Source organism: Xanthomonas translucens pv. undulosa (assembly GCF_017301775.1).
GTDB lineage: Bacteria > Pseudomonadota > Gammaproteobacteria > Xanthomonadales > Xanthomonadaceae > Xanthomonas_A > Xanthomonas_A translucens.
The window spans coordinates 1,815,631-1,834,498 of the sequence record NZ_CP063993.1; the positions used below are offsets into that span (position 1 = coordinate 1,815,631).

Annotated in this window: 16 protein-coding genes and 1 pseudogene; 12 read left to right on the forward strand and 5 right to left on the reverse strand. The window is 70.6% G+C overall.

What is annotated here, in order from left to right; genetic code table 11:
• Window positions 1–4 precede the first annotated feature (4 nt).
• The 10 genes and pseudogenes from dprA to ISN38_RS07740 all read left to right on the forward strand — a co-directional run bounded on the left by dprA (window position 5) and on the right by ISN38_RS07740 (window position 9,716).
• A complete protein-coding gene (dprA, locus tag ISN38_RS07700; RefSeq protein WP_047324500.1) occupies window positions 5–1,165 on the forward strand; it encodes a DNA-processing protein DprA in 1,161 nt (386 codons plus the stop codon).
• A gap of 43 nt (window positions 1,166–1,208) precedes the next feature.
• The gene (locus ISN38_RS07705) at window positions 1,209–1,682 is read left to right on the forward strand and encodes a DUF494 family protein (protein ID WP_003470396.1); all 474 of its coding nucleotides are present in this window, start codon (window positions 1,209–1,211) and stop codon (window positions 1,680–1,682) included.
• 24 nt (window positions 1,683–1,706) lie between these two features.
• Window positions 1,707–1,820: pseudogene (locus ISN38_RS20210) on the forward strand (pilin); the annotation flags it as partial.
• Window positions 1,821–2,031: 211 nt separating this feature from the next.
• Complete coding sequence (locus ISN38_RS20215; RefSeq protein ID WP_230811830.1) at window positions 2,032–2,424, forward strand: pilin; 393 nt, start codon at window positions 2,032–2,034, stop codon at window positions 2,422–2,424.
• 39 nt (window positions 2,425–2,463) lie between these two features.
• Window positions 2,464–3,378: an RDD family protein gene (locus tag ISN38_RS07715; RefSeq protein ID WP_003470401.1), complete on the forward strand. Its 915-nt coding sequence runs from the start codon at window positions 2,464–2,466 to the stop codon at window positions 3,376–3,378.
• 272 nt (window positions 3,379–3,650) lie between these two features.
• Entirely contained in the window at window positions 3,651–6,137 is a 2,487-nt protein-coding gene (locus ISN38_RS07720; protein WP_058361916.1) for a DNA topoisomerase I, read from the forward strand.
• A gap of 340 nt (window positions 6,138–6,477) precedes the next feature.
• Window positions 6,478–7,038: an L-threonylcarbamoyladenylate synthase type 1 TsaC gene (gene tsaC / locus ISN38_RS07725; protein ID WP_003470408.1), complete on the forward strand. Its 561-nt coding sequence runs from the start codon at window positions 6,478–6,480 to the stop codon at window positions 7,036–7,038.
• Between the two features lie 64 nt (window positions 7,039–7,102).
• The gene (locus ISN38_RS07730) at window positions 7,103–7,831 is read left to right on the forward strand and encodes a hypothetical protein (protein ID WP_003470409.1); all 729 of its coding nucleotides are present in this window, start codon (window positions 7,103–7,105) and stop codon (window positions 7,829–7,831) included.
• Window position 7,832: 1 nt separating this feature from the next.
• Complete coding sequence (locus ISN38_RS07735) at window positions 7,833–8,465, forward strand: DUF4124 domain-containing protein (protein WP_206712141.1); 633 nt, start codon at window positions 7,833–7,835, stop codon at window positions 8,463–8,465.
• 273 nt (window positions 8,466–8,738) lie between these two features.
• Window positions 8,739–9,716, forward strand: a complete 978-nt coding sequence (locus ISN38_RS07740; RefSeq protein ID WP_206711904.1) for an IS110 family RNA-guided transposase — start codon at window positions 8,739–8,741, stop codon at window positions 9,714–9,716.
• Between the two features lie 52 nt (window positions 9,717–9,768).
• Here the strand turns inward: ISN38_RS07740 and ISN38_RS07745 are convergent, their stop codons facing one another.
• Entirely contained in the window at window positions 9,769–10,542 is a 774-nt protein-coding gene (locus ISN38_RS07745; protein WP_003470413.1) for an SDR family oxidoreductase, read from the reverse strand.
• Between the two features lie 63 nt (window positions 10,543–10,605).
• Here ISN38_RS07745 and ISN38_RS07750 point away from each other — a divergent pair, with 63 nt between their 5' ends.
• Window positions 10,606–10,833, forward strand: coding sequence for a hypothetical protein (locus tag ISN38_RS07750; RefSeq protein ID WP_003470414.1), 228 nt, complete (start codon window positions 10,606–10,608; stop codon window positions 10,831–10,833).
• A 75-nt stretch (window positions 10,834–10,908) separates the two neighbouring features.
• Here the strand turns inward: ISN38_RS07750 and sppA are convergent, their stop codons facing one another.
• From sppA to ISN38_RS20220, 3 genes are all read right to left on the reverse strand, one after another.
• Window positions 10,909–12,807: a signal peptide peptidase SppA gene (sppA, locus tag ISN38_RS07755; RefSeq protein WP_003470416.1), complete on the reverse strand. Its 1,899-nt coding sequence runs from the start codon at window positions 12,805–12,807 to the stop codon at window positions 10,909–10,911.
• Between the two features lie 81 nt (window positions 12,808–12,888).
• On the reverse strand, window positions 12,889–14,256 hold the full coding sequence (locus ISN38_RS07760) for an MATE family efflux transporter (RefSeq protein WP_058362751.1): 1,368 nt from the start codon (window positions 14,254–14,256) through the stop codon (window positions 12,889–12,891).
• A 147-nt stretch (window positions 14,257–14,403) separates the two neighbouring features.
• Window positions 14,404–15,840 carry a hypothetical protein gene (locus ISN38_RS20220; RefSeq protein ID WP_058363103.1) on the reverse strand — a complete coding sequence of 479 codons (1,437 nt, stop codon included), beginning with the start codon at window positions 15,838–15,840 and terminating at the stop codon, window positions 14,404–14,406.
• A 463-nt stretch (window positions 15,841–16,303) separates the two neighbouring features.
• On the opposite strand from ISN38_RS20220, the gene ISN38_RS07770 reads away from it, so the two are divergent.
• Complete coding sequence (locus tag ISN38_RS07770; protein WP_058195605.1) at window positions 16,304–18,493, forward strand: primosomal protein N'; 2,190 nt, start codon at window positions 16,304–16,306, stop codon at window positions 18,491–18,493.
• A 13-nt stretch (window positions 18,494–18,506) separates the two neighbouring features.
• Here ISN38_RS07770 and ISN38_RS07775 read toward each other — a convergent pair whose 3' ends face one another.
• On the reverse strand, window positions 18,507–18,671 hold the full coding sequence (locus tag ISN38_RS07775; RefSeq protein ID WP_003469117.1) for a hypothetical protein: 165 nt from the start codon (window positions 18,669–18,671) through the stop codon (window positions 18,507–18,509).
• Between the last annotated feature and the right edge of the window lie 197 nt (window positions 18,672–18,868).

Below are 18,868 nucleotides of genomic sequence, written 5' to 3' on the forward strand. Positions count from 1 at the left end.
ACCGATGTCCGCCCTGCCCGACCCGCCCCGTCCCGCCGCTGCCTGCGCCGACCCGGCGCTGCTGACCCTGTGCCTGGCCGGCGGCGCCAGCGCCCCGCGCCGGCGCCTGCTCGACCACTGCGGCAGCCCCGCCGCGGCCCTGGCCGCCGGCGCCGGCGCCTGGCGCGCGGCGGGACTGGATCCGGCGCAGATCGCGGCCCTGCAGCGGCCCGACCGCGCCGCCGTGGACGCCGCGTTGGCCTGGCTGGCGCTGCCGCGCCGACACCTGCTCGGCTGCCACGACCCGGACTACCCGGCGCTGCTGCTGCGCAGCCCCAACCCGCCGCTGGCGCTGTACCTGGAAGGCGACCCGACGGCGCTGTGGCATCCGGCGGTGGCGGTAGTCGGCAGCCGCGCGCCCAGCGCCGGCGGCCGCGACAACGCGCAGCGCTTCGCCCTGACGCTGGCCACGGCCGGGTTCGCGGTGACCAGCGGCATGGCCGCCGGGGTCGATGCCGCCGCGCACGCCGCGGCGCTGTCGCGCCAGAACGGGCTCACCGTGGCAGTGGTCGGCACCGGCGCCGACCTGGCCTACCCGCGCCAGCACGCTGCCCTGCGCGAGCGCATCGCCGCGCGCGGCGCGGTAGTCAGCGAGCATCCGCCCGGCACCCCGGCGCGGCCCGGCCACTTCCCGGCGCGCAACCGGATCATCGCCGGACTGACCCTGGCCACCCTGGTAATCGAGGCCGCCGCCCGCTCAGGCGCGCTGATCACCGCACGCCTGGCCGCCGAGGCCGGGCGCGAGGTGTTCGCGCTGCCCGGCTCGATCCACAACCCGCTGGCACGCGGCTGCCACCGCCTGATCCGCGACGGCGCCGGCCTGGTGGAGAGCGCCGAGGAGGTGCTGGCCGGGGTCGCGCCGCTGGCCGCGGAACTGGCCGACGCCTTGCGCGGACGCCTGCACGCCCCCACTGTAAGGATCGCCGAGGACACCGGCGCCACGCCCTGCTTCCCCGATTCCGACTACCAGCGCTTGTGGCAGGCGCTGGGCCACGACCCCACCTGTATGGATTCAGTGATCGCGCGCACCGGATTGACGGCTGCGGCAGCGTCCTCCATGCTGCTGGCCATGGAACTGGATGGCTACGTGGCGGTCGAACGAGGTCGTTACACGCGCAAACCCTAGTTTCTTCACCTCCACAGCGTCTAGCGGCGCAGGCCGAGGGGCAATGAAAGAGAGCATTCTGGATGTCTTGCTGTACCTGTTCGAACATTATTTCAGCGAGGATGCGGACCCGGTCCGTGATCGCGACTCCCTCCAGAATGGCTTGATTCAGGCTGGCTTCAGCCCCACCGAAATCAGCAAAGCGTTCGATTGGCTCGATGCCCTGGCCGACCAGCGGCCGGCCGTGCCGCAGCCGCGCATCGACGGCCCGATCCGCATCTACCATGGCCCGGAGCTGGACAAGCTCGACGTGGAATGCCGCGGCTTCCTGCTGTTCCTGGAACAGCACGGCATTCTCGACAGCGACCAGCGCGAGCTGGTGCTGGACCGGGCAATGGCGCTGGACCAGGACGAACTGGACCTGGACGACCTGAAATGGGTGGTGCTGATGGTGCTGTTCAACCAGCCCGGCGCCGAGGCGGCCTACGCGTGGATGGAAACGCAGATGTTCGTCGACGAGCCGGAGCCGGTGCACTGAGAGGCACTGCCGGGCCATGCACGGATGCACGAGAAACCGACCCTGAGCGCCTGGTACTACGCCGACGCCGCGCGCCAGCGGCATGGCCCGCTGAGCACCGCGACCTTGTTGGAACGCCTGCGCGACGGGCTTCTCGAGCGCGACAGCCTGGTCTGGCGCGAAGGCCTGCCGGAGTGGCGGCCGCTGCACGCACTGGCCGACGAACTGGGCCTGCCGACCACGGCCACACCCCCACCGCTGCCGCCACCGGCGAGCGCGACGACCGCCATCGCTGCCGCGCCCGCTGCCGCCGCGCAACGGCCTATCCGGCTGCGGAGTCGGCGCGCTCGTCGCGGTGGTGGTCGGCGCGGTGCTGCTGACGCTCATCGGCATCCTCGCCGCCATCGCCGTTCCCGCCTATCAGGACTACACGCTGCGCGCCAAGGCCACGCAGGCGATCGGCAGCGTGGCGCCGCTGCAGGCACAGATCGCCAGCTTCGCCGCGCAGCAGGGACGCTGCCCGGTGAACGGCGACAGCGGCTTCGGCACCGCGCCGAGCTATGCCGGCGAATTCGTCGCGCAGGTGCGCATCGGCCGTTTCGACAACGGCCACTGCGGCCTGGAAGCCACCGTGCACGCGCCCGGCAAGCCCAAGCTGGATGGCAAGGCGCTGTGGCTGGACTACGATGAGCGGACGTCGGCCTGGAAATGCAGTGCCGAGCTGGAAGACCGCTACCTGCCCGCGCACTGCCGCGGCGGCTGAGCGGAAACGGATTTTCGACCGCAACCCTGGGGAACAGGAATGAGTGAGTGGTACTACGCCGACGCCGCGCAGCAGCGCCATGGACCGATGCCGGCCGAGCAACTGCAGCAGCGCTTCCAGCGCGGCGAAGTGGGCCTGAACACGCTGGTGTGGCGCGACGGCCTCAGCCAATGGCATCCGCTGGCCGATGTCGTCGACGAACTCGGCCTGACCCAGGCGCCGGCGGCGAGCGCGGCGGACGCGGAAGCCATACCGAGCGCCTGGACCACGCCGGATGCCGCGGCCGCGACGCATTCGCCCTATGCCGCGCCCGCCGCCACGCTCGGCGAGGAACCGCGTTTCGTCGGCGACGGCGAGGTGGTCCAGGCCGGCTTCTGGAAGCGCACCGCCGCCTACCTGATCGACGGCATGCTGGTCGGCATCGTCTCGCAGGTGATCCAGTTCGTGATCATGCTCGGCTTCTTCGGCTTCAGCGGCCTGGGCGGCGGCCGCACCCCCGATTTCAGCAGCGCCAGCGGCATCCTCATGCTGGTGCTGGCGTACCTGGTGCCGCTGGCGATGTCGGCGCTGTACTTCGGCCTGTTCCATGCCTCGACCAAGCAGGCCACGCTGGGCAAGATGGCGATCGGCATCAAGGTGGTGCGTACCGACGGCAGCCGGATCAGCGTCGGCCGCGGCATCGGCCGCTACTTCGGCTTCCTGTTGAGCAGCCTGACCCTGTTCATCGGCTTCCTGATGGCCGCCTTCACCGAGCGCAAGCAGGCCCTGCACGACATGCTCTGCGACACCCTGGTGGTGGACAAATGGGCCTATACCGACCATCCGCAATGGCAGCAGCGCAAGCTGGGCACGGTGACTGTGGTGATCCTGTCGCTGTTCGGCGTGCTGATGGTGGTGGTCCTGCTGGTGGTGCTGCTGCTGATCGGCGTGGCGGCCAGCGGTAGATGGCACTGACGGCTGGGACTCGGGATCGGGGACTCGGGACCCGGAGAACGGAAGTCGGTAAAGCTTCGCCAGCTTGAGCATTTTCCGGCGTTGCGGAGCGGCGGCGCTTGACAGCCGGTGCCGGACATGTCCACTAATACGGATAGCCGCAGCTGAACGCCCGGGGTACCTGCCCCGGGCGTCGGCCGCTCTGAACCACCGCAACGCTTCACTAACCGGAGCAATTGCGCCACCCTACCGCCCCCAGGGCGCCCGCCCCGCCCATCGAAGCCCAGTCCACCATGTCCAAGCACCTGCTCATCGTCGAATCGCCCGCCAAGGCCAAGACGATCAACAAATACCTCGGCAAGGACTTCCACGTCCTGGCCTCGTATGGGCACGTGCGCGACCTGATCCCGAAAGAAGGCGCGGTGGACCCGGACGACGGCTTCGCGATGCGCTACGCGCTGATCGAGAAGAACGAGAAGCACGTCGAGGCCATCGCCAAGGCCGCCAAGGTCGCCGACGACATCTATCTGGCGACCGACCCGGATCGCGAGGGCGAGGCGATCAGCTGGCACATTGCCGAGATCCTGAAAGAGCGCGGGCTGCTCAAGGACAAGCCGCTGCACCGGGTGGTGTTCACCGAAATCACCCCGCGCGCGATCAAGGAGGCGATGGCCAACCCGCGGCAGATCGCCGTGGACCTGGTCGATGCGCAGCAGGCGCGGCGCGCGCTGGACTACCTGGTCGGCTTCAACCTGTCGCCGGTGCTGTGGCGCAAGGTGCAGCGTGGCCTGTCCGCTGGCCGCGTGCAGTCGCCGGCGCTGCGCATGATCGTCGAGCGCGAGGAAGAGATCGAAGCCTTCGTCGCCCGCGAATACTGGAGCATCGGCGCCGACTGCCTGCATCCCTCGCAGCCGTTCGCGGCCAAGCTGGTCAAGCTCGACGGGCAGAAGTTCGAGCAGTTCACCATTACCGACGGCGACACCGCCGAAGCGGCGCGGATGCGCCTGCAGAAAGCCGCGCAGGGCGCGCTGCACGTCACCGACGTGGCCAGCAAGGAACGCAAGCGCCGCCCGGCGCCGCCGTTCACCACCTCCACGCTGCAGCAGGAGGCCTCGCGCAAGCTCGGGTTCACCACCAGCCGCACCATGCGCGTGGCGCAGAAGCTGTACGAAGGCGTGACCGTGGGCGACGAAGGCACGGTCGGCCTGATCAGCTACATGCGTACCGACTCGGTGAACCTGTCGCAAGACGCGTTGGCCGAGATTCGCGACGTGATCGCGCGCGACTTCGGCACCGGTGCGCTGCCGGACAAGCCGAACATGTACCAGACCAAGTCCAAGAACGCGCAGGAAGCGCACGAAGCGATCCGTCCGACCGCGGCGCTGCGCACCCCAGCGCAGATGGCCAAGTACCTGGACGACGACGGTCGCCGCCTGTACGAGCTGATCTGGAAGCGCGCGGTGGCCTGCCAGATGGTGCCGGCGACGATGAACACCGTGACCGTGGAACTGGCGGCGGGCAACGAGCACAGCTTCCGCGCCAGCGGCACCACGGTGATCGACCCGGGCTTCCTGGCCGTGTACGAGGAAGGCAAGGACCAGAAGGCGGCCGAGGACGAAGACGAAGGCCGCAAGCTGCCGCCGATGAAGCCCGGCGACCGCATCCCGCTCGACCGCATCCATACCGACCAGCATTTCACCGAGCCGCCGCCGCGCTTTTCGGAAGCCTCGCTGGTCAAGACGCTCGAGGAATACGGCATCGGCCGCCCGTCGACCTATGCCTCGATCATCCAGACCCTGCTGTTCCGCAAGTACGTGGAGCTGGACGCGCGCCGCTTCCGCCCGTCCGACGTGGGCCGCGCGGTCAGCAAGTTCCTGTCCGGCCACTTCACCCGCTACGTCGACTACGACTTCACCGCCAAGCTCGAGGACGAGCTGGACGCAGTGTCGCGCGGCGAGGAGGAATGGCGGCCGCTGATGGAGAAGTTCTGGGGTCCGTTCAAGGAACTGGTCGAAGAGAAGAAGGAATCGGTGGACCGCTCCGAGGCCACCGGCGCGCGCGAACTCGGCACCGACCCCAAGACGGGCAAACCGGTCAGCGTGCGCCTGGGCCGGTTCGGGCCGTACGCGGCGATCGGCAGCACCGCCGAGGACGCCGAGGACAAGCCCAAGTTCGCCTCGCTGCGGCCGGGCCAGAGCATGCACACCATCACCCTGGAAGACGCGCTGGAGCTGTTCCTGATGCCACGCGCGCTGGGCGAGGACAAGGGCGAGGACGTCAGCGTCGGCATCGGCCGCTTCGGTCCGTTCGCCAAGCGCGGCAGCGTCTATGCCTCGCTGAAGAAGGAAGACGATCCGTACACCATCGACCTGGCGCGTGCGGTGTTCCTGATCGAAGAGAAGGAAGAGATCGCGCGCAACCGCATCATCAAGGAATACCCCGGCAGCGACATCCAGGTGCTCAACGGCCGCTTCGGCCCGTACATCAGCGACGGCAAGCTCAACGGCAAGATCCCCAAGGACCGCGAGCCGGCCACGCTGACCCTGGAAGAAGTGCAGAAGCTGCTGGAAGAGACCGGCAAGCCGGCACGGCGCGGCTTCGGCGCGAAGAAGGCCGCGGCGAAGAAGGAAGCGGCGCCGAAGAAGAGCGCGGCCAAGAAGGCCGCGGCCGACGCCCCGGCCAAGCCCGCGGCGAAGAAGGCGGTCAAGAAGGTAGCGAAGAAGACCGCGAAGAAAGCCGCCAAGAAAGTGGTCAAGAAGGCCGCGGTCAAGAAGGCCTGATCCACCACCCCGCTGCTGCGGAGGCGACATCCACAGCAGCGGCGGCGGATGGCCTCGATCGCCATCCGTCGCGGCACGCGATCCGATCGCGCTTGCCGCGATCGAGTTGCACCGCTCCATTCGGTCGCGGCGCCGCGCAGACTGCTGGAAGAACCGCAGCCGCCACAACCTGCGCAACAGCGACATCGCCTCGCAAGGCCCGCGCCGCCCGACAGGAATCGAACCGGAACCGGCAGGACAGCGCGCGTCGCGCTTGTTAATGTCGAATCCCCAATCCCGGCCCCCAGCCCCCAACCCCCAACCATTGCCTCACAGCAACAGCCTGCCGCATCATCCACGCATGCCCGATCTGTCGCTCAACCAAGCTGTCGCCGTCCTGCAGCAAGGCGGTGTCATCGCCTATCCCACCGAGGCGGTCTGGGGCCTGGGCTGCGATCCGTACGACCAGGTGGCGGTGACGCGCCTGCTGCAGATCAAGCAGCGGCCGGTGGAGAAAGGCCTGATCGTGGTCGCCGCCGAACTGGAGCCGCTGCGCCCGCTGCTCGACCTGGCGGCGCTGCCGCCCGAGCGCCTGGCCGCAGTACTGGCCAGTTGGCCCGGCGCGCATACCTGGGTGCTGCCGGCCGCGGCGCAGGCGCCGTTCTGGATCACCGGCGCGCACCGCGGCATCGCGGTGCGGATCAGCGCGCATCCGCTGGTGGCCGCGCTGTGCCGCGCCTGGGGCGGCGCACTGGTCTCGACCAGCGCCAACCGCGGCGGCGAGCCGCCGGCGCGGCAGCGCGGCGAACTGGACCCGCAGCTGCTGGCTGCGCTCGACGGCATGATCGATGGGCAGACCGGCGGCCTGGCCCAGCCCACCCCGATCCGCGATGCGGTCAGCGGCGATATCCTGCGCGCCTGAGCGCGTTGCCGATCCCCGTCCGGCCCGGCTTTCCCTGGCCGGCGAAGGCGCGCAAGATGCGCGCATGCCCGCGCTCCTCCGCCCTGCCCTGCTCCTGACCGCGCTGCTGCCGCTGGCGGGCAGCGCCTGGGCGCAAACCAGGCAGACCACCCGCAGCGATGGCGCGCAGGGGTCGGTGCGCATCTACCGCTGCGTCGGCAGCGCCGGCGCGGTCAGCCTGCAGAACGCGCCCTGCGAGAACGCGCACCAGCAGCAGGTGCTGGACATGCAGCGCCCGCGCGATCCGCCGCCACGCCCGACCACCACGCTCAGCACTGATCCGGCGCGCGACGCGGCAGCGCCAGCGCCGCTGCCGCAGCGTGAGATCCGCATCGTCAGCGTGCAGCCGCCGCAGCCGATGTACGAATGCGTGACCAGCGAGGGCCAGCGCTATACCAGCGACGACAACGAAGGCAATCCGCGCTGGGTGCCGCTGTGGGCCATCGGCTATGCCGGTGGCGACGGCGACGGCGACGGCGGCGGCCATCGCCACGGCCATGGCGACGACGGCGGCCGCCCGCGCCCGCCGCAGCCGGTGTATCCCGGCGCCGGCGTGGTGGTGCCGGCCGGCAGCACGCTGATCCGCGACACCTGCAACGCCCTGCCGGCGCAGGAAGTGTGCGCGCGCCTGGCCGACCGCCGCTGGGAACTGATCCGCCGCTACAACAGCGCGCTGCAGAGCGAGCGCCGCGCGCTGGAAACCGAGCAGCGCGGCATCGACGCGCGCCTGGACCGCGACTGCGGCGGCAGCTGAGATGCGCAGCGCGCTCTGTCTCGCGGCGCTGCTGGCCGGCGCCGGCGCCGCGCATGCGGAACAGGTGGTGTTCTATCGCTGCACCGATGCGCACGACAACCTGACCGTGCAGAACCAGCCGTGCCCCAAGGGCATGCGCCAGCAGAAGAAGATCATGCAGGGCGTCGGCCGGGCGCCCGCACAGGGACCGGCTACCGCGCCAGTTGCACCCGCCGCGCAGGTCCCCGTACCCGCAGCGGTGCGCGTCGCCGCGCCGCCCGATCCGCCGACAGCGCCGACACCGCCGGCGAACGCTGCGCCGCGCCTGCCGCCACCGCCGCTGTACGCCTGCACCACCTATGCGCGGCAACGCTACATCGGCGAAGTCGCCGAGCCCGCGCCGCGCTGCGTTCCCTTGCGCACCATGGCCCTGGACGGCAGCCTCGACAGGACCGGCGGCAGCGCCTGCGAAGTGCTCCGCGACCGCTGCGAGGCGCTGCCCGAAGCCGGCGCCTGCGACGCCTGGAAAACCTATGTGGCCGAAGCCGAAACGCACTGGCGCTTCGCCACGCCCGAAGACGCCGAGCCGCTGCGGCAGGAATTCCTGCGTCGCCAGCAATTGCTGCAGGCGAGCAGCTGCGGCGCGCCGGATTAGGCGCATGCTCCCGCGGATGTTCGATCCGACACTGGCCCTGTATCCGACCATGCCCCTGTAGGAGCGGCTTCAGCTGCGACAGGCATTGTCAGCAAAGCGTCGCGGCTGAAGCCGCTTGTGTCTGGAGGTTGCTTTACAGTTTGAGTGGAGAGCGATGTGCGGCACGCCGACAGGCCGCAGTGTTCCAGCACGTGTAGGAGCCAGGGCGGCCGCACATCGACCTCGTTGCCTGGCCCGAACAGTTGAACGAGCGTTCGCTCGAACTTCACAAGCGTGGGCAGCGACGAGGTGGCTCTCTCCTGTCCCTTAGTCTACCTAACGCTTATGCCTCTTTGGATCGGTATCGATGTGGCCAAGGACACCTTGGCCGTCCACGTGCTTCCCCTGGACCAGTTGCTGTCCTTTCCCAATACCGCCCAGGGCCACCAGCGCCTGTGCGACCACCTTGCCGGGCACTGCGTCGGCAACGCGCTGCTGGAGGCCACCGGCGGCTACGAACGGGCGGTGATGACGGCACTGGCCACGGCAGGGATCCCGGTGACCCGGATCAATCCGCGCCGGGCACGCGCTTTCGCCACGGCCTTGGGCACAACCGCCAAGACCGATCCGCTGGATGCGGCCTTGCTGGCGCGCATGGCTCAACTGGTGCAAGCGCCCGCGCCGGTTCCCGATCCCTTGCGTGAGCAACTGCGCATGCTGGTCCAGCGCCGCGAGCAACTGGTCCAGCAACGTGACGACGAGCGCCGTCGGTTGCATCAGGCGACCCTGGCCATGGTGCGCGCATGCCTGATCGAGCAGATCGGCGACTTGCGCCGCCGTATCCAGCGGATGAACCAGGCGATCAAGCAGGTGCGGTGCCAGCTCGACGATGCGCTGGCGCACGCCCTGGGCACGGTCCCGGGCATCGGCGAGGTCACCACCGCCAGCCTGATGGCCTATCTGCCCGAACTGGGGACGCTGGATCGTCGCCAGATCGCGGCCCTGGTCGGCCTGGCTCCCTACAACGTGGACAGCGGGCAGCACTGCGGCAAACGCCGCATCCGCGGCGGGCGTGCCACGATCCGACGAGTGCTGTACATGGCCTGTTGGAGCGTTGTGCGCACCCAAGCCTCCTTCAAGGAGCGTTATCAACAGTTACGGGCACGCGGCAAGCCCGCCAAGGTCGCCATCACCGCATGCATGCGCGTACTGCTTATCCGACTCAACGCCATGGCACGAGATCGCACACCATGGCGTGAGGTGATCGGATGAGAAGACAGTTGCTCCTACAGGGCTTGGCCGGCACTCGCAGTCTAGCGGCGCCCTAGAACCCGTAACGCAAAAACCCGCCGTCCACCGCGATGCATTCGCCGGTGATGTAGCTGGCCGCAGGCAGGCACAGGAAACCGACCGCGGCCGCCACTTCCTCCGGCTCGCCGATCCGGCGCATCGGCGTGCGCTCGATCACCTGCTCGTAGTAGTCCGGATCCGACAGCGGCCCGGACGTGCGGCGGGTGCGGATGTACCACGGCGCCACCGCATTGACCCGGATCCCGTCCTCGGCCCATTCGGCGGCCAGGTTGCGAGTCAGCTGGTGCAGCGCGGCCTTGGTCATGCCGTACGGCGCGCCGCTGCGCACGTGAGTCACTCCGGACACGCTGCCGACGTTGACGATCGCCGCGGACGCGTGCTGCGCCAGCAACGGATGCGCATAGCGCGATAGCTCGAACGCCGAAAACAGGTTGGTCTCGAAGATGCCGCGCCACTCGTCTTCGGTGTAGTCCACCGCGGCCTTGCTGACGTTGCCGCCGGCGTTGTTGATCAGCACGTGCAGGCCGTCGGCGTGGTCCTCGACCCAGTCCAGGATCTCGCGCCGGTCCTCGTCGTCAGCCACATCCGCGGCCAGCGCCAGGATGCGGCGCTCGGGATAGGCATCGGCCAGTTCGTCGCGCGCTGCTTCCAGCGCATCGATGTCGCGCGCCACCAGCATCAGCTCGGCGCCGAAGCCGAGCAACTCGCGCGCGATCGCCAGGCCGATGCCGGCGCTGGCGCCGGTGATCAATGCGGTCTGTCCGTCCAGCCGCCAACGTTGCTGCATCGTCCTGCCTGTCTGCGCCGGGGTGGGCGTAGGATAACCCCCACGCTCAACGAGGTCGCCCCTATGCACCGTTCATTGCGCTTGCTGACGTTGGCATTCTCACTGCTGGCCGCACTCGCCGCGTGCAAGCCCACGCCGCCGAAACCGCCAGACACAGCGCCCGAACCGCAGGCCGACGCGCTGCGCGCGGCGATCGCGCAACCGCTGGACCGCGCCAGGCAGGCGCAACTCGGCACCGAGCAGGCCGCGGCCGCGCACAACGCCGCGATCGACGCCGCCACCGGAAAATAAAAACGCCGGCATCGGCCGGCGTTGTGCGTTGCCTGCAGCGCGCCCGCCGGATGGCGAGCGCGCCTCACGCCTGCATCAGAAGCCGCAGAAGCAGTAGGCCAGCGCCTTGACCGGGGTCCCGTCGCGCTTGTCGGTGGCGTCCTGCACGAAGCGCAGCTGGGTATCCAGCTCCGGCATGCTGCGCGCCAGCACGGCGTGCGCCAGCGCCGAATCGCCCAGCATCCACGCGCCCATGCGGCTGCCGGCGAACCCGTTGACGAACTGCGCGAACGGCGTAGCCGGCTTCTCGATGTAGCGCACGCGGTACTTGTCGCGCGCGCCCAGCTTGGCCCGCGCGGCGGCATCGGCCACCGCGTCCTTGAAGCCGCCGAACGCGTCCACCAGGCCGCGTTCCTTGGCCTGCGCACCGCTCCACACGCGGCCGCGCGCGACCTGGTCGATCGCCTCGACCGGCTTGTTGCGCGCCTGCGCGACCTTGCCGGTGAAGTCGGCGTAGCCCTTGTTGATCACCGACTGGATCACCTGCCCGACCACCGGATCCATGGGCCGGGTGACGTCGAACGCCCCGGCGAAACGGGTGGTGCCGACGCCGTCGGTATGCACGCCGATCTTGTCCAGGCTGCGGGTCAGGTTGGGGATCATGCCGAAGATGCCGATCGAGCCGGTGATCGTCGACGGGTCGGCATAGATGCGGTCGGCGTTCATGCTGATCCAGTAGCCGCCGGACGCGGCCAGGTCGCCCATCGACACCACCACCGGCTTGCCGGCCGCCTTCAGCGCCACCACCTCGCGGCGGATCTGCTCGGAGGCGAACACTTCCCCGCCCGGCGAATCCACGCGCAGCACCACCGCCTTGACCGCCTCGTCGTCGCGCGCGTCGCGCAGCAGCGCCGCGGTCGACTCGCCGCCGATGCGCCCGGCCGGCTGCTCGCCGCCGCTGATCTCGCCCGCGGCGACCACCACTGCCACCTGCGGGCGCGAATCCACCGGCGAATGGCGCAGATCCAGCTGCTGCAGATAGGCATCCAGGTTGACGTTGCGGAAGCCCGTATCGGCATCGTCGTCGGCGACGCCGCGCTTGGTCAGCAGTTCCTCGACCTCCTCGCGGGTCTTCAGGCCGTCCACCAGCTTCTGCTGCAGCGCGAACTTGGCCATGTCGCCGCCGGCTGCGGCGATGCCTTCGGGCATCGTGTCGATGCCGGCGGAAATCTGCGCGGGCGCCAGCTTGCGCGCCTTGGCGATGTCGGCCACGTAGCGCTGCCACACATCGTTCATCCAGAACAGATCGGCTTCCTTGGACGCCGGCGAAGCCGCGTCGAGCACGTACGGCTCCGCGGCGGACTTGAACTCGCCGACCTTGAACAGGTGCACGTCCACGCCGAGCTTGTCCTGCAGGCCTTCGCGGAAGTACTGGCGGTAACGGCCCAGGCCTTCCAGCACCACCGAGCCCATCGGGTCCAGGTAGACCTCGTTGGCCTGCGCGGCCAGCAGGTACTGCGCCTGGCTCAGGCTGTCGCTGTAGGCCACGACCTGCTTGCCGGAAGCGCGCAGGTCCTGCAGCGCCGCGGACACTTCGCGCATCGAGGCGAAACCGCTGGGCTGCAGCTTGTCCAGGCGCAGCGCCACGCGCTCGATCTTCGGATCGGTCTTGGCCGCTTCCAGCGCGCGGATCAGATCGCGCAGCTGGATCTCCTCGGCGCCCTTGTCGCCCATGGCTTTGGTCAGCGCGCGGCTGACCGGATCGGCGCTGAACTGCTCGACCAGGGTGCCTTCCGGCGCGATCAACAGCGTGGTGCGGTCGCGCAGCGCCTTGGCGCCGTCGCCACGCGCCATCGCAAACACGATCGCCAACAGGAGCAGCAGCAGGAAGCCGAAGAACACCAGGTTCAGGATCAGCCGGCGAGTGAAGTTCATCACATCCCATAGGCCAACGAAGAAGCTGGCGATGGGGCTGCGACGCACGGGTTGGTTCATGGAAAAACTCCGGAAGGAAGGTCTTGCGCGCGTGCAGCATACCGGCTGTGCCGGCGCCGCACATGCGCCTGAAGTCAGGGGTCAGGACGCCGCAGCGGCAGGCAGGCGCCCGCTGCTGAGCCGGAAGCGCGCGGCCATCATCACTGCGGCCGCGCTCAGGCCCAGGATCAGCCCGATCCACATGCCCTGCGGTCCCCAGCCCAACCACAGGCCGAGCCCGGCGCCCAGCGGCATGCCCAGGCCCCAGTAGGAACACAGCGCGAGCAGCATCGGCACGCGGGTGTCGTTGAGCCCGCGCAGCGCGCCGGCCGACAGCACCTGCACCCCGTCGGGGAACTGGAACGCAGCCGCGTACAGCAGCAGCGTGGACGCCAACCCGGCCACCGCGATGTCGCGGGTATAGACGCCGACGATGGCGTCGTGGCCGAACAGCAGCACCAGGGCCGACAACGCCTGGGTACCGAGCACGATGCTATAGCCAGCCCAGGCCGCGCCGCGCACGCCGACCGCATCGCCGCCACCGGCGGCGCGCCCGACCCGCACCGTGGTCGCCTCGGCCACGCCCATCGGCACCATGAAGCACAGCTGCGCCACGTTGATCGCGATCTGGTGTGCGGCCGCCGGCACTTCGCCCAGCCGCGCGATCAGCAGCGCGGTGACGATGAACAGCCCGCCCTCCATCAGGATGGTGATGCCGATCGGCAGCCCGGTCTTCAGCAACCCGCCGATCGCGCGCAGGTCCGGCGCCTCGAAGCTCGCGAACAGGCGCAACGGCGCGAAGCGCCTGGAACGCGCCAGGTAGATGGCGAAACACAGCGCCTGCAGCCACATCATGATCGCCGAGGCGATGCCCAGCCCGCCGGCGCCGCGCGCGCGCAGCCCGAACAGGCCGAAGGTCAGCACGTAACCCAGCGGCGCCAGCACCAGCAGCCCGCCGAAGCCGAGCAGCATGGTCGGCAGCGTCCAGTGCATGCCCTCGCTGAGATAGCGCATGCAGAAGTACAGCACCATCGCCGGTACGCCCCAGCGGATCGCATGCAGGAAATCGCGCGCGCCGGGCACGATCTCCGCAGCGATGCCCAGTTGCGGCAACGCCATCGGCATCACGCTCAGGAACGCGAACATCAGCACGCCCAGGCCCAGCGACAACCACAGCGCCTGGCGGAACATCGGCCCGATCTGCGCGTGGCACTTGCCGCCATCGAGCTGCGACACCGACGCGGTCAACGCGATCAGGGTGCCGATCGGAATCATCATCGGCAACCACAACAGCGCGGTGCCGACCGTCACCGAGGCCAGCGTGCGGGTGCCATGGTGGCCGGCGATCACGTTGTCGACAAAGCTGATCAGGCCGGCGGAGATATGCCCCAGGACCAGCGGCAGAGCGAGTTGCGCGGTACTGCGCAGTTCGCGGCCCCGGACCGAGGCCGGGGTGGAGGACGAAGACATTGCAAGACTCTGGCGATCCCGCCGACTGCGGCCGCGCAGGAAAGCGCCGGCGCCGGGTGGCGAAGGGGCGCTATTTTACCCTGCGCGGCTGCTCGGCGCAGGCTGTTGGACTCGGGACTCGGGACTCGGGACTCGGAGACGCTGCGCTCAGCGTGCGGCGCGCTGGCGCAGCCAGGCCGCGCGCGTGTCCGCGCCCTGCGCCAGCAACTCGCGGCGCAGCGTCGCGCGCTCCTGCGGCGAGGTGCGCTGCGCCAACAGCGCCAGGTGCTCACGTTGTTCGGCCGGCAGCGTGCGCAGCAGGCCCAGCAGCGCCGCACGCTGCGCGTCGGGCACGTAGCCGAACAGCGGCTGCAGCGCCCAGTACTCGCTGCCCAGTTCCGGTCCCAGCAACCAACCGTGGCGTTCCAGCGCATCCAGCGCGGCGAATTGCGCGCGCAGGGTGTGCTGCTGCTCCACCGGCAAGCCGGCGAAGGCGCTGGCCACCTGGCGCAGGCGCGCCTGCACCGTGGCGCCCAGCGCCTCCCAGGCGGCCTGGCGCTCGCGCAACTGCGCCGGGGTCAGCGCCGGCGGCGGGTCGGTCGCGGCGGCCTGTGCCGGCGCGGTGGCACCACCACTGGCCGGTTGCGCGGCGGCGGCTTCGGCGGCCTCCTCCGCGCTCGGCGCAGTGCGCTCGATCCGGGCCGGCGGCGCACCCGCCGCATACCACGCGAAGAAATCCAGGTCGTAGACCGCCGGCTCCGGCAGCGCTGCCGGCGCAGCGGCCGGCAGCGGTGGCGCGCTGGGCGTCTCCGACCCGGCCGGCAGTTCCTCCACCTGCACCGGCCCGGTAGCGCCCAGTGCCAGGCCCGAACCGGCGCCCGCCGCGGCGGGCCGCGACGGCATGCGCCCCCACCACCAGGTGCCGAGCAGGACCACGACCACGACCACGCTCACCGCCGCCGCCAGGCGCGCCCGGGTCAGGCCGCGCCCGCCGCTACGCCGGCGCGGCCGCACTGGCGCCGCCACCGCCGCCGTTGCGGGCGTGGGCGGCGCAGCGGCGATGGCCGCATCGCGCAACTGCGCTAGCGCCTGCAGCCGCTCCGGCGGCAGCTCGCGCAGATGCTGCTGCGCGGCGTCGGCCAGCGCGCGCCAGCCAGCGGCATCCGGCTGCCCGCCGACATCGCGCGGGCAGGCCCGCGCCAGCGCCTGCTGGTAGTCCTGGGTGGACTGATTCAACACCTGCGCCGCGGTCGGCTCGTCCAACCCGGCCACGATCCGCAGCAGCAGCGCCAGGCGATCGGCGGCGGTCAGCTTGCCCAGGTGCGCCAGCGGCAGGGGCCAGCCGCTGCGGGCGGCGGTCACGATCTGGCGCAGCGACGGGACAGCCGCGAGCAGTTTCCAGAAGTGCAGCGGCCAGTCGGCCATCGGCAGGGTCGCGGCATGGCTGCGGAACGCGCGCATCGCCGCGGCCAGCGCCGGCGCGCCGCGCTCGACGCTGCCGCTCTGCAACTCGGCCAGCACCGCGGCACGGCGTTCAATGCCGCGCAGGAAGGCGGCCAGGGCGGGGGGTGCGACCACGCCGTCGGAGTGGGGCGCGGCGGTCATCGGAACTCCATCATCGGCGCGATGATAGCGAGGCCGCCGCCGCGCCGCGCGCTTGACAACGGCGCGCCGATCGGCTGCTTCAGGCGCCAGCCGGGCAGATCGCGGCGGCGGGTTGTGCACAAGCCGCACCAGGGACGTCCAACGCCTCCTGTCAAGCCCCCGCAAAATCATGTTGCAGCCATGTTTCACGGCTAAGTAACTGTTATTCAATGCATTTATTGGAGTGGCGCTTTTTTGTCCAACGTGTGGCAGAGGCTTGTGAATCCGTCTTCACGGCGTGGAGCATCCCTTTCATGCACAGCTTTATCCACAGCGGGTGTGGATAAAATCGATTCTCCAAGCGGGGCAGCTATTTACGACTTGTTTATCACTTTTCGAACAGCTATCGCCCGCAACTGGCGCTCCTCGCCGACCCCGCCGAGGGAGCACTGGACCCCGTCCCCCGGCCGCTAAACTAGGACCGATGCCGTCCCCTGCCGCCACCCTCCGCGTCGCCCTGCCGCTGCCGCTGCCGCAGCTGTTCGACTACCTGCCGCCGCCCGGCGACGCCGCCGGCGCCGGCGACATCGGCCGCCGCCTGCGGGTGCCGTTCGGCAACCGCGAGCTGAGCGGGGTGGTCGCCGCGCTCGGCCAGGTCGCCGACAGCGAGGGCCTGCGCGCGGCGCTGGCTTGGCTGGACCCGGTGCCGCTGCTGCATGGCGAGCTGGCCGACTCGCTGCACTGGCTGGCCCGCTACAGCCACGCGCCGCTGGGCGAAGTGCTGGCGACCGCGCTGCCGGTGGCACTGCGCCGCGGCGAGGCGCTGCCTGGCACCCACGCCTGGGCCTGGCGCCTGACCGAGGCCGGCGCCAGCCACCGCGCCCGCGCCGGCACCCGCCCGCACCGTTTCGCCGCCCTGCTGGCGGACGGCCCGATGGACGAAGACCGGCTCGACCAGGCCATGGACGACTGGCGCAGCGCCGCGCGCAGCCTGGCCAAGCGCGACTTCGCCGAACGCATCGCGGTGCCGGCCAGCAGCGCGGCGCCGCAGCCGCAGCCCGGCCCCAGCCCGAACGACGAGCAGCAGGCCGCGATCGACGCCGTCGTCGCCGCGCCGGGCTTCGCCCCGTTCCTGCTCGACGGGGTCACCGGCAGCGGCAAGACCGAGGTCTACCTGCAGGCCATCGCCGCCTGCCTGGCGCGCGGCCGCCAGGCGCTGGTGCTGGTGCCGGAGATCGGCCTGACCCCGCAGACCCTGGCGCGGTTCCGCGCGCGCCTGGGCGTGCCGGTGCACGCGCTGCATTCCGGACTCACCGACAACGAGCGCGCGCGGGTCTGGGCCGCGGCCTGGCGCGGCGAGGCGCGGGTGGTGGTCGGCACCCGCTCGGCGGTGTTCGTGCCGCTGCCGCAGGCCGGGCTGATCGTGATCGACGAGGAACACGACGGCAGCTACAAGCAGCAGGACGGCATCCGCTACCACGCCCGCGACTTCGCCCTGGTGCGCGGCAAGGCGCTGGACGTGCCGGTGCTGCTGGGCAGCGCCACGCCGTCGCTGGAAAGCCTGCACAACGCCGCCAGCGGCCGCTACGCGCACCTGCGCCTGACCCGCCGCGCCGGCGCGGCACGGCCGCCGACGGTGCGCGTGCTCGACGTGCGCAAGCGCCCGCTGCAGGACGGCCTGTCGCCGGAGGTGCTGGCCGGGATCGGCAGCGCGCTGGCCGACGGCGGCCAGGTGCTGGTGTTCAAGAACCGCCGCGGCTACGCGCCGGTGCTGCTGTGCCACGACTGCGGCTGGACCGCACCGTGCCAGCGCTGCAGCACCCCGCTGCACGCCACGCCGATGACCGTGCATGCCGGCGGCCGGCGCCTGCAATGCCACCACTGCGGCGCGCGCCAGCCGGCGCCGCTGGCCTGCCCGGACTGCGGCAGCCTGGCGCTGCAACCGCAGGGCATCGGCACCGAGCGCCTGGAAGAACGCCTGCTGCAAGCCTTCCCCGACGTCCCCGTGCTGCGCATCGATCGCGGCACCACCCAGCGCCGCGACGCGCTGGAGACGCAGCTGGCCACGCTCGGCAGCGCACCGGGAATCCTGGTCGGCACGCAGATCCTGGCCAAGGGCCACGACCTGCCGCAGCTGACCCGGGTGGTGGTGGTCGGCATCGACGAAGGCCTGTTCTCGGCCGATTTCCGCGCCAGCGAGAAACTGGCGCAGCAGCTGATCCAGGTCGCCGGCCGCGCCGGCCGCGCCGTGCGCCCGGGCGAGGTGTGGCTGCAGACCCACCATCCCGGCCATGCGCTGCTGGAGACCCTGGTGCACGGCGGCTACCACGCCTTCGCCGAGGCCGAACTGGCGCAGCGCAAAGCGGCCGGCTTCCCGCCGTTCGCGTACCTGGCGCTGCTGCGCGCCGAGGCCAAGCAGGTCGAACACGCCAATGCCTTCCTCAGCGCGGTGCGCGCGCTGCTGCCGGAGCAGGCCGACGTGCAACGCTTCGGGCCGATGCCGGCGCCGATGCCGCGCCGCGCCGGTTTCCAGCGCACCCAGTTGCTGCTGTCGGCGCCAACGCGGCGCGCGCTGCATGCGGTGCTGGACGGGGCGGTGCCGGCGATCTATGCGCTGCCGCAGGCGCGGCGGGTGCGCTGGTCGCTGGATGTGGACCCGCAGGATCTGTACTGAGCCGGACGCGTTCTCAGCGCGGCGCGGCCAGCGCTTCCAGCAGCTGAGCGCGCAACGCGACCGCATCGCCTGCTTCCACGCAGCGCCACGCGCCAGCATCCGCGCCCATGCCGCAGGCCGAGGTGGCGATCACCGGCTTGCCCAGCGCCAACGCCAACCGCAGGCCGCCCAAGCGCAACGGCGTCGCCGCGGCGGGCGAAACAAGAGGCCGATCCGTCGCTGCCGCTCGTATTCCCATGCGCCCTCCGCATCCCTGCCTGCGCCTGCCATCGCGCTACTATAGGGCCATGCCGTTCCAGCCCCCAGTTCCTGCACGGCGCCGCGACCGCCGCGTGCATCACGGCGCTGCGCTGCACCGCGTGGGGGCGGCGTCCG

What these genes read in the sequence shown, in the direction of transcription:
- dprA (WP_047324500.1), top strand. Translation starts at nt 5, where the DNA reads ATGTCCGCCCTGCCCGACCCGCCCCGTCCCGCCGCTGCCTGCGCCGAC.
- ISN38_RS07705 (WP_003470396.1), top strand. Translation starts at nt 1,209, where the DNA reads ATGAAAGAGAGCATTCTGGATGTCTTGCTGTACCTGTTCGAACATTAT.
- ISN38_RS07715 (WP_003470401.1), top strand. Translation starts at nt 2,464, where the DNA reads ATGAGTGAGTGGTACTACGCCGACGCCGCGCAGCAGCGCCATGGACCG.
- ISN38_RS07720 (WP_058361916.1), top strand. Translation starts at nt 3,651, where the DNA reads ATGTCCAAGCACCTGCTCATCGTCGAATCGCCCGCCAAGGCCAAGACG.
- tsaC (WP_003470408.1), top strand. Translation starts at nt 6,478, where the DNA reads ATGCCCGATCTGTCGCTCAACCAAGCTGTCGCCGTCCTGCAGCAAGGC.
- ISN38_RS07730 (WP_003470409.1), top strand. Translation starts at nt 7,103, where the DNA reads ATGCCCGCGCTCCTCCGCCCTGCCCTGCTCCTGACCGCGCTGCTGCCG.
- ISN38_RS07735 (WP_206712141.1), top strand. Translation starts at nt 7,833, where the DNA reads ATGCGCAGCGCGCTCTGTCTCGCGGCGCTGCTGGCCGGCGCCGGCGCC.
- ISN38_RS07745 (WP_003470413.1), bottom strand. Translation starts at nt 10,542, where the DNA reads ATGCAGCAACGTTGGCGGCTGGACGGACAGACCGCATTGATCACCGGC.
- ISN38_RS07750 (WP_003470414.1), top strand. Translation starts at nt 10,606, where the DNA reads ATGCACCGTTCATTGCGCTTGCTGACGTTGGCATTCTCACTGCTGGCC.
- sppA (WP_003470416.1), bottom strand. Translation starts at nt 12,807, where the DNA reads ATGAACCAACCCGTGCGTCGCAGCCCCATCGCCAGCTTCTTCGTTGGC.
- ISN38_RS07760 (WP_058362751.1), bottom strand. Translation starts at nt 14,256, where the DNA reads ATGTCTTCGTCCTCCACCCCGGCCTCGGTCCGGGGCCGCGAACTGCGC.
- ISN38_RS20220 (WP_058363103.1), bottom strand. Translation starts at nt 15,840, where the DNA reads ATGACCGCCGCGCCCCACTCCGACGGCGTGGTCGCACCCCCCGCCCTG.
- ISN38_RS07770 (WP_058195605.1), top strand. Translation starts at nt 16,304, where the DNA reads ATGCCGTCCCCTGCCGCCACCCTCCGCGTCGCCCTGCCGCTGCCGCTG.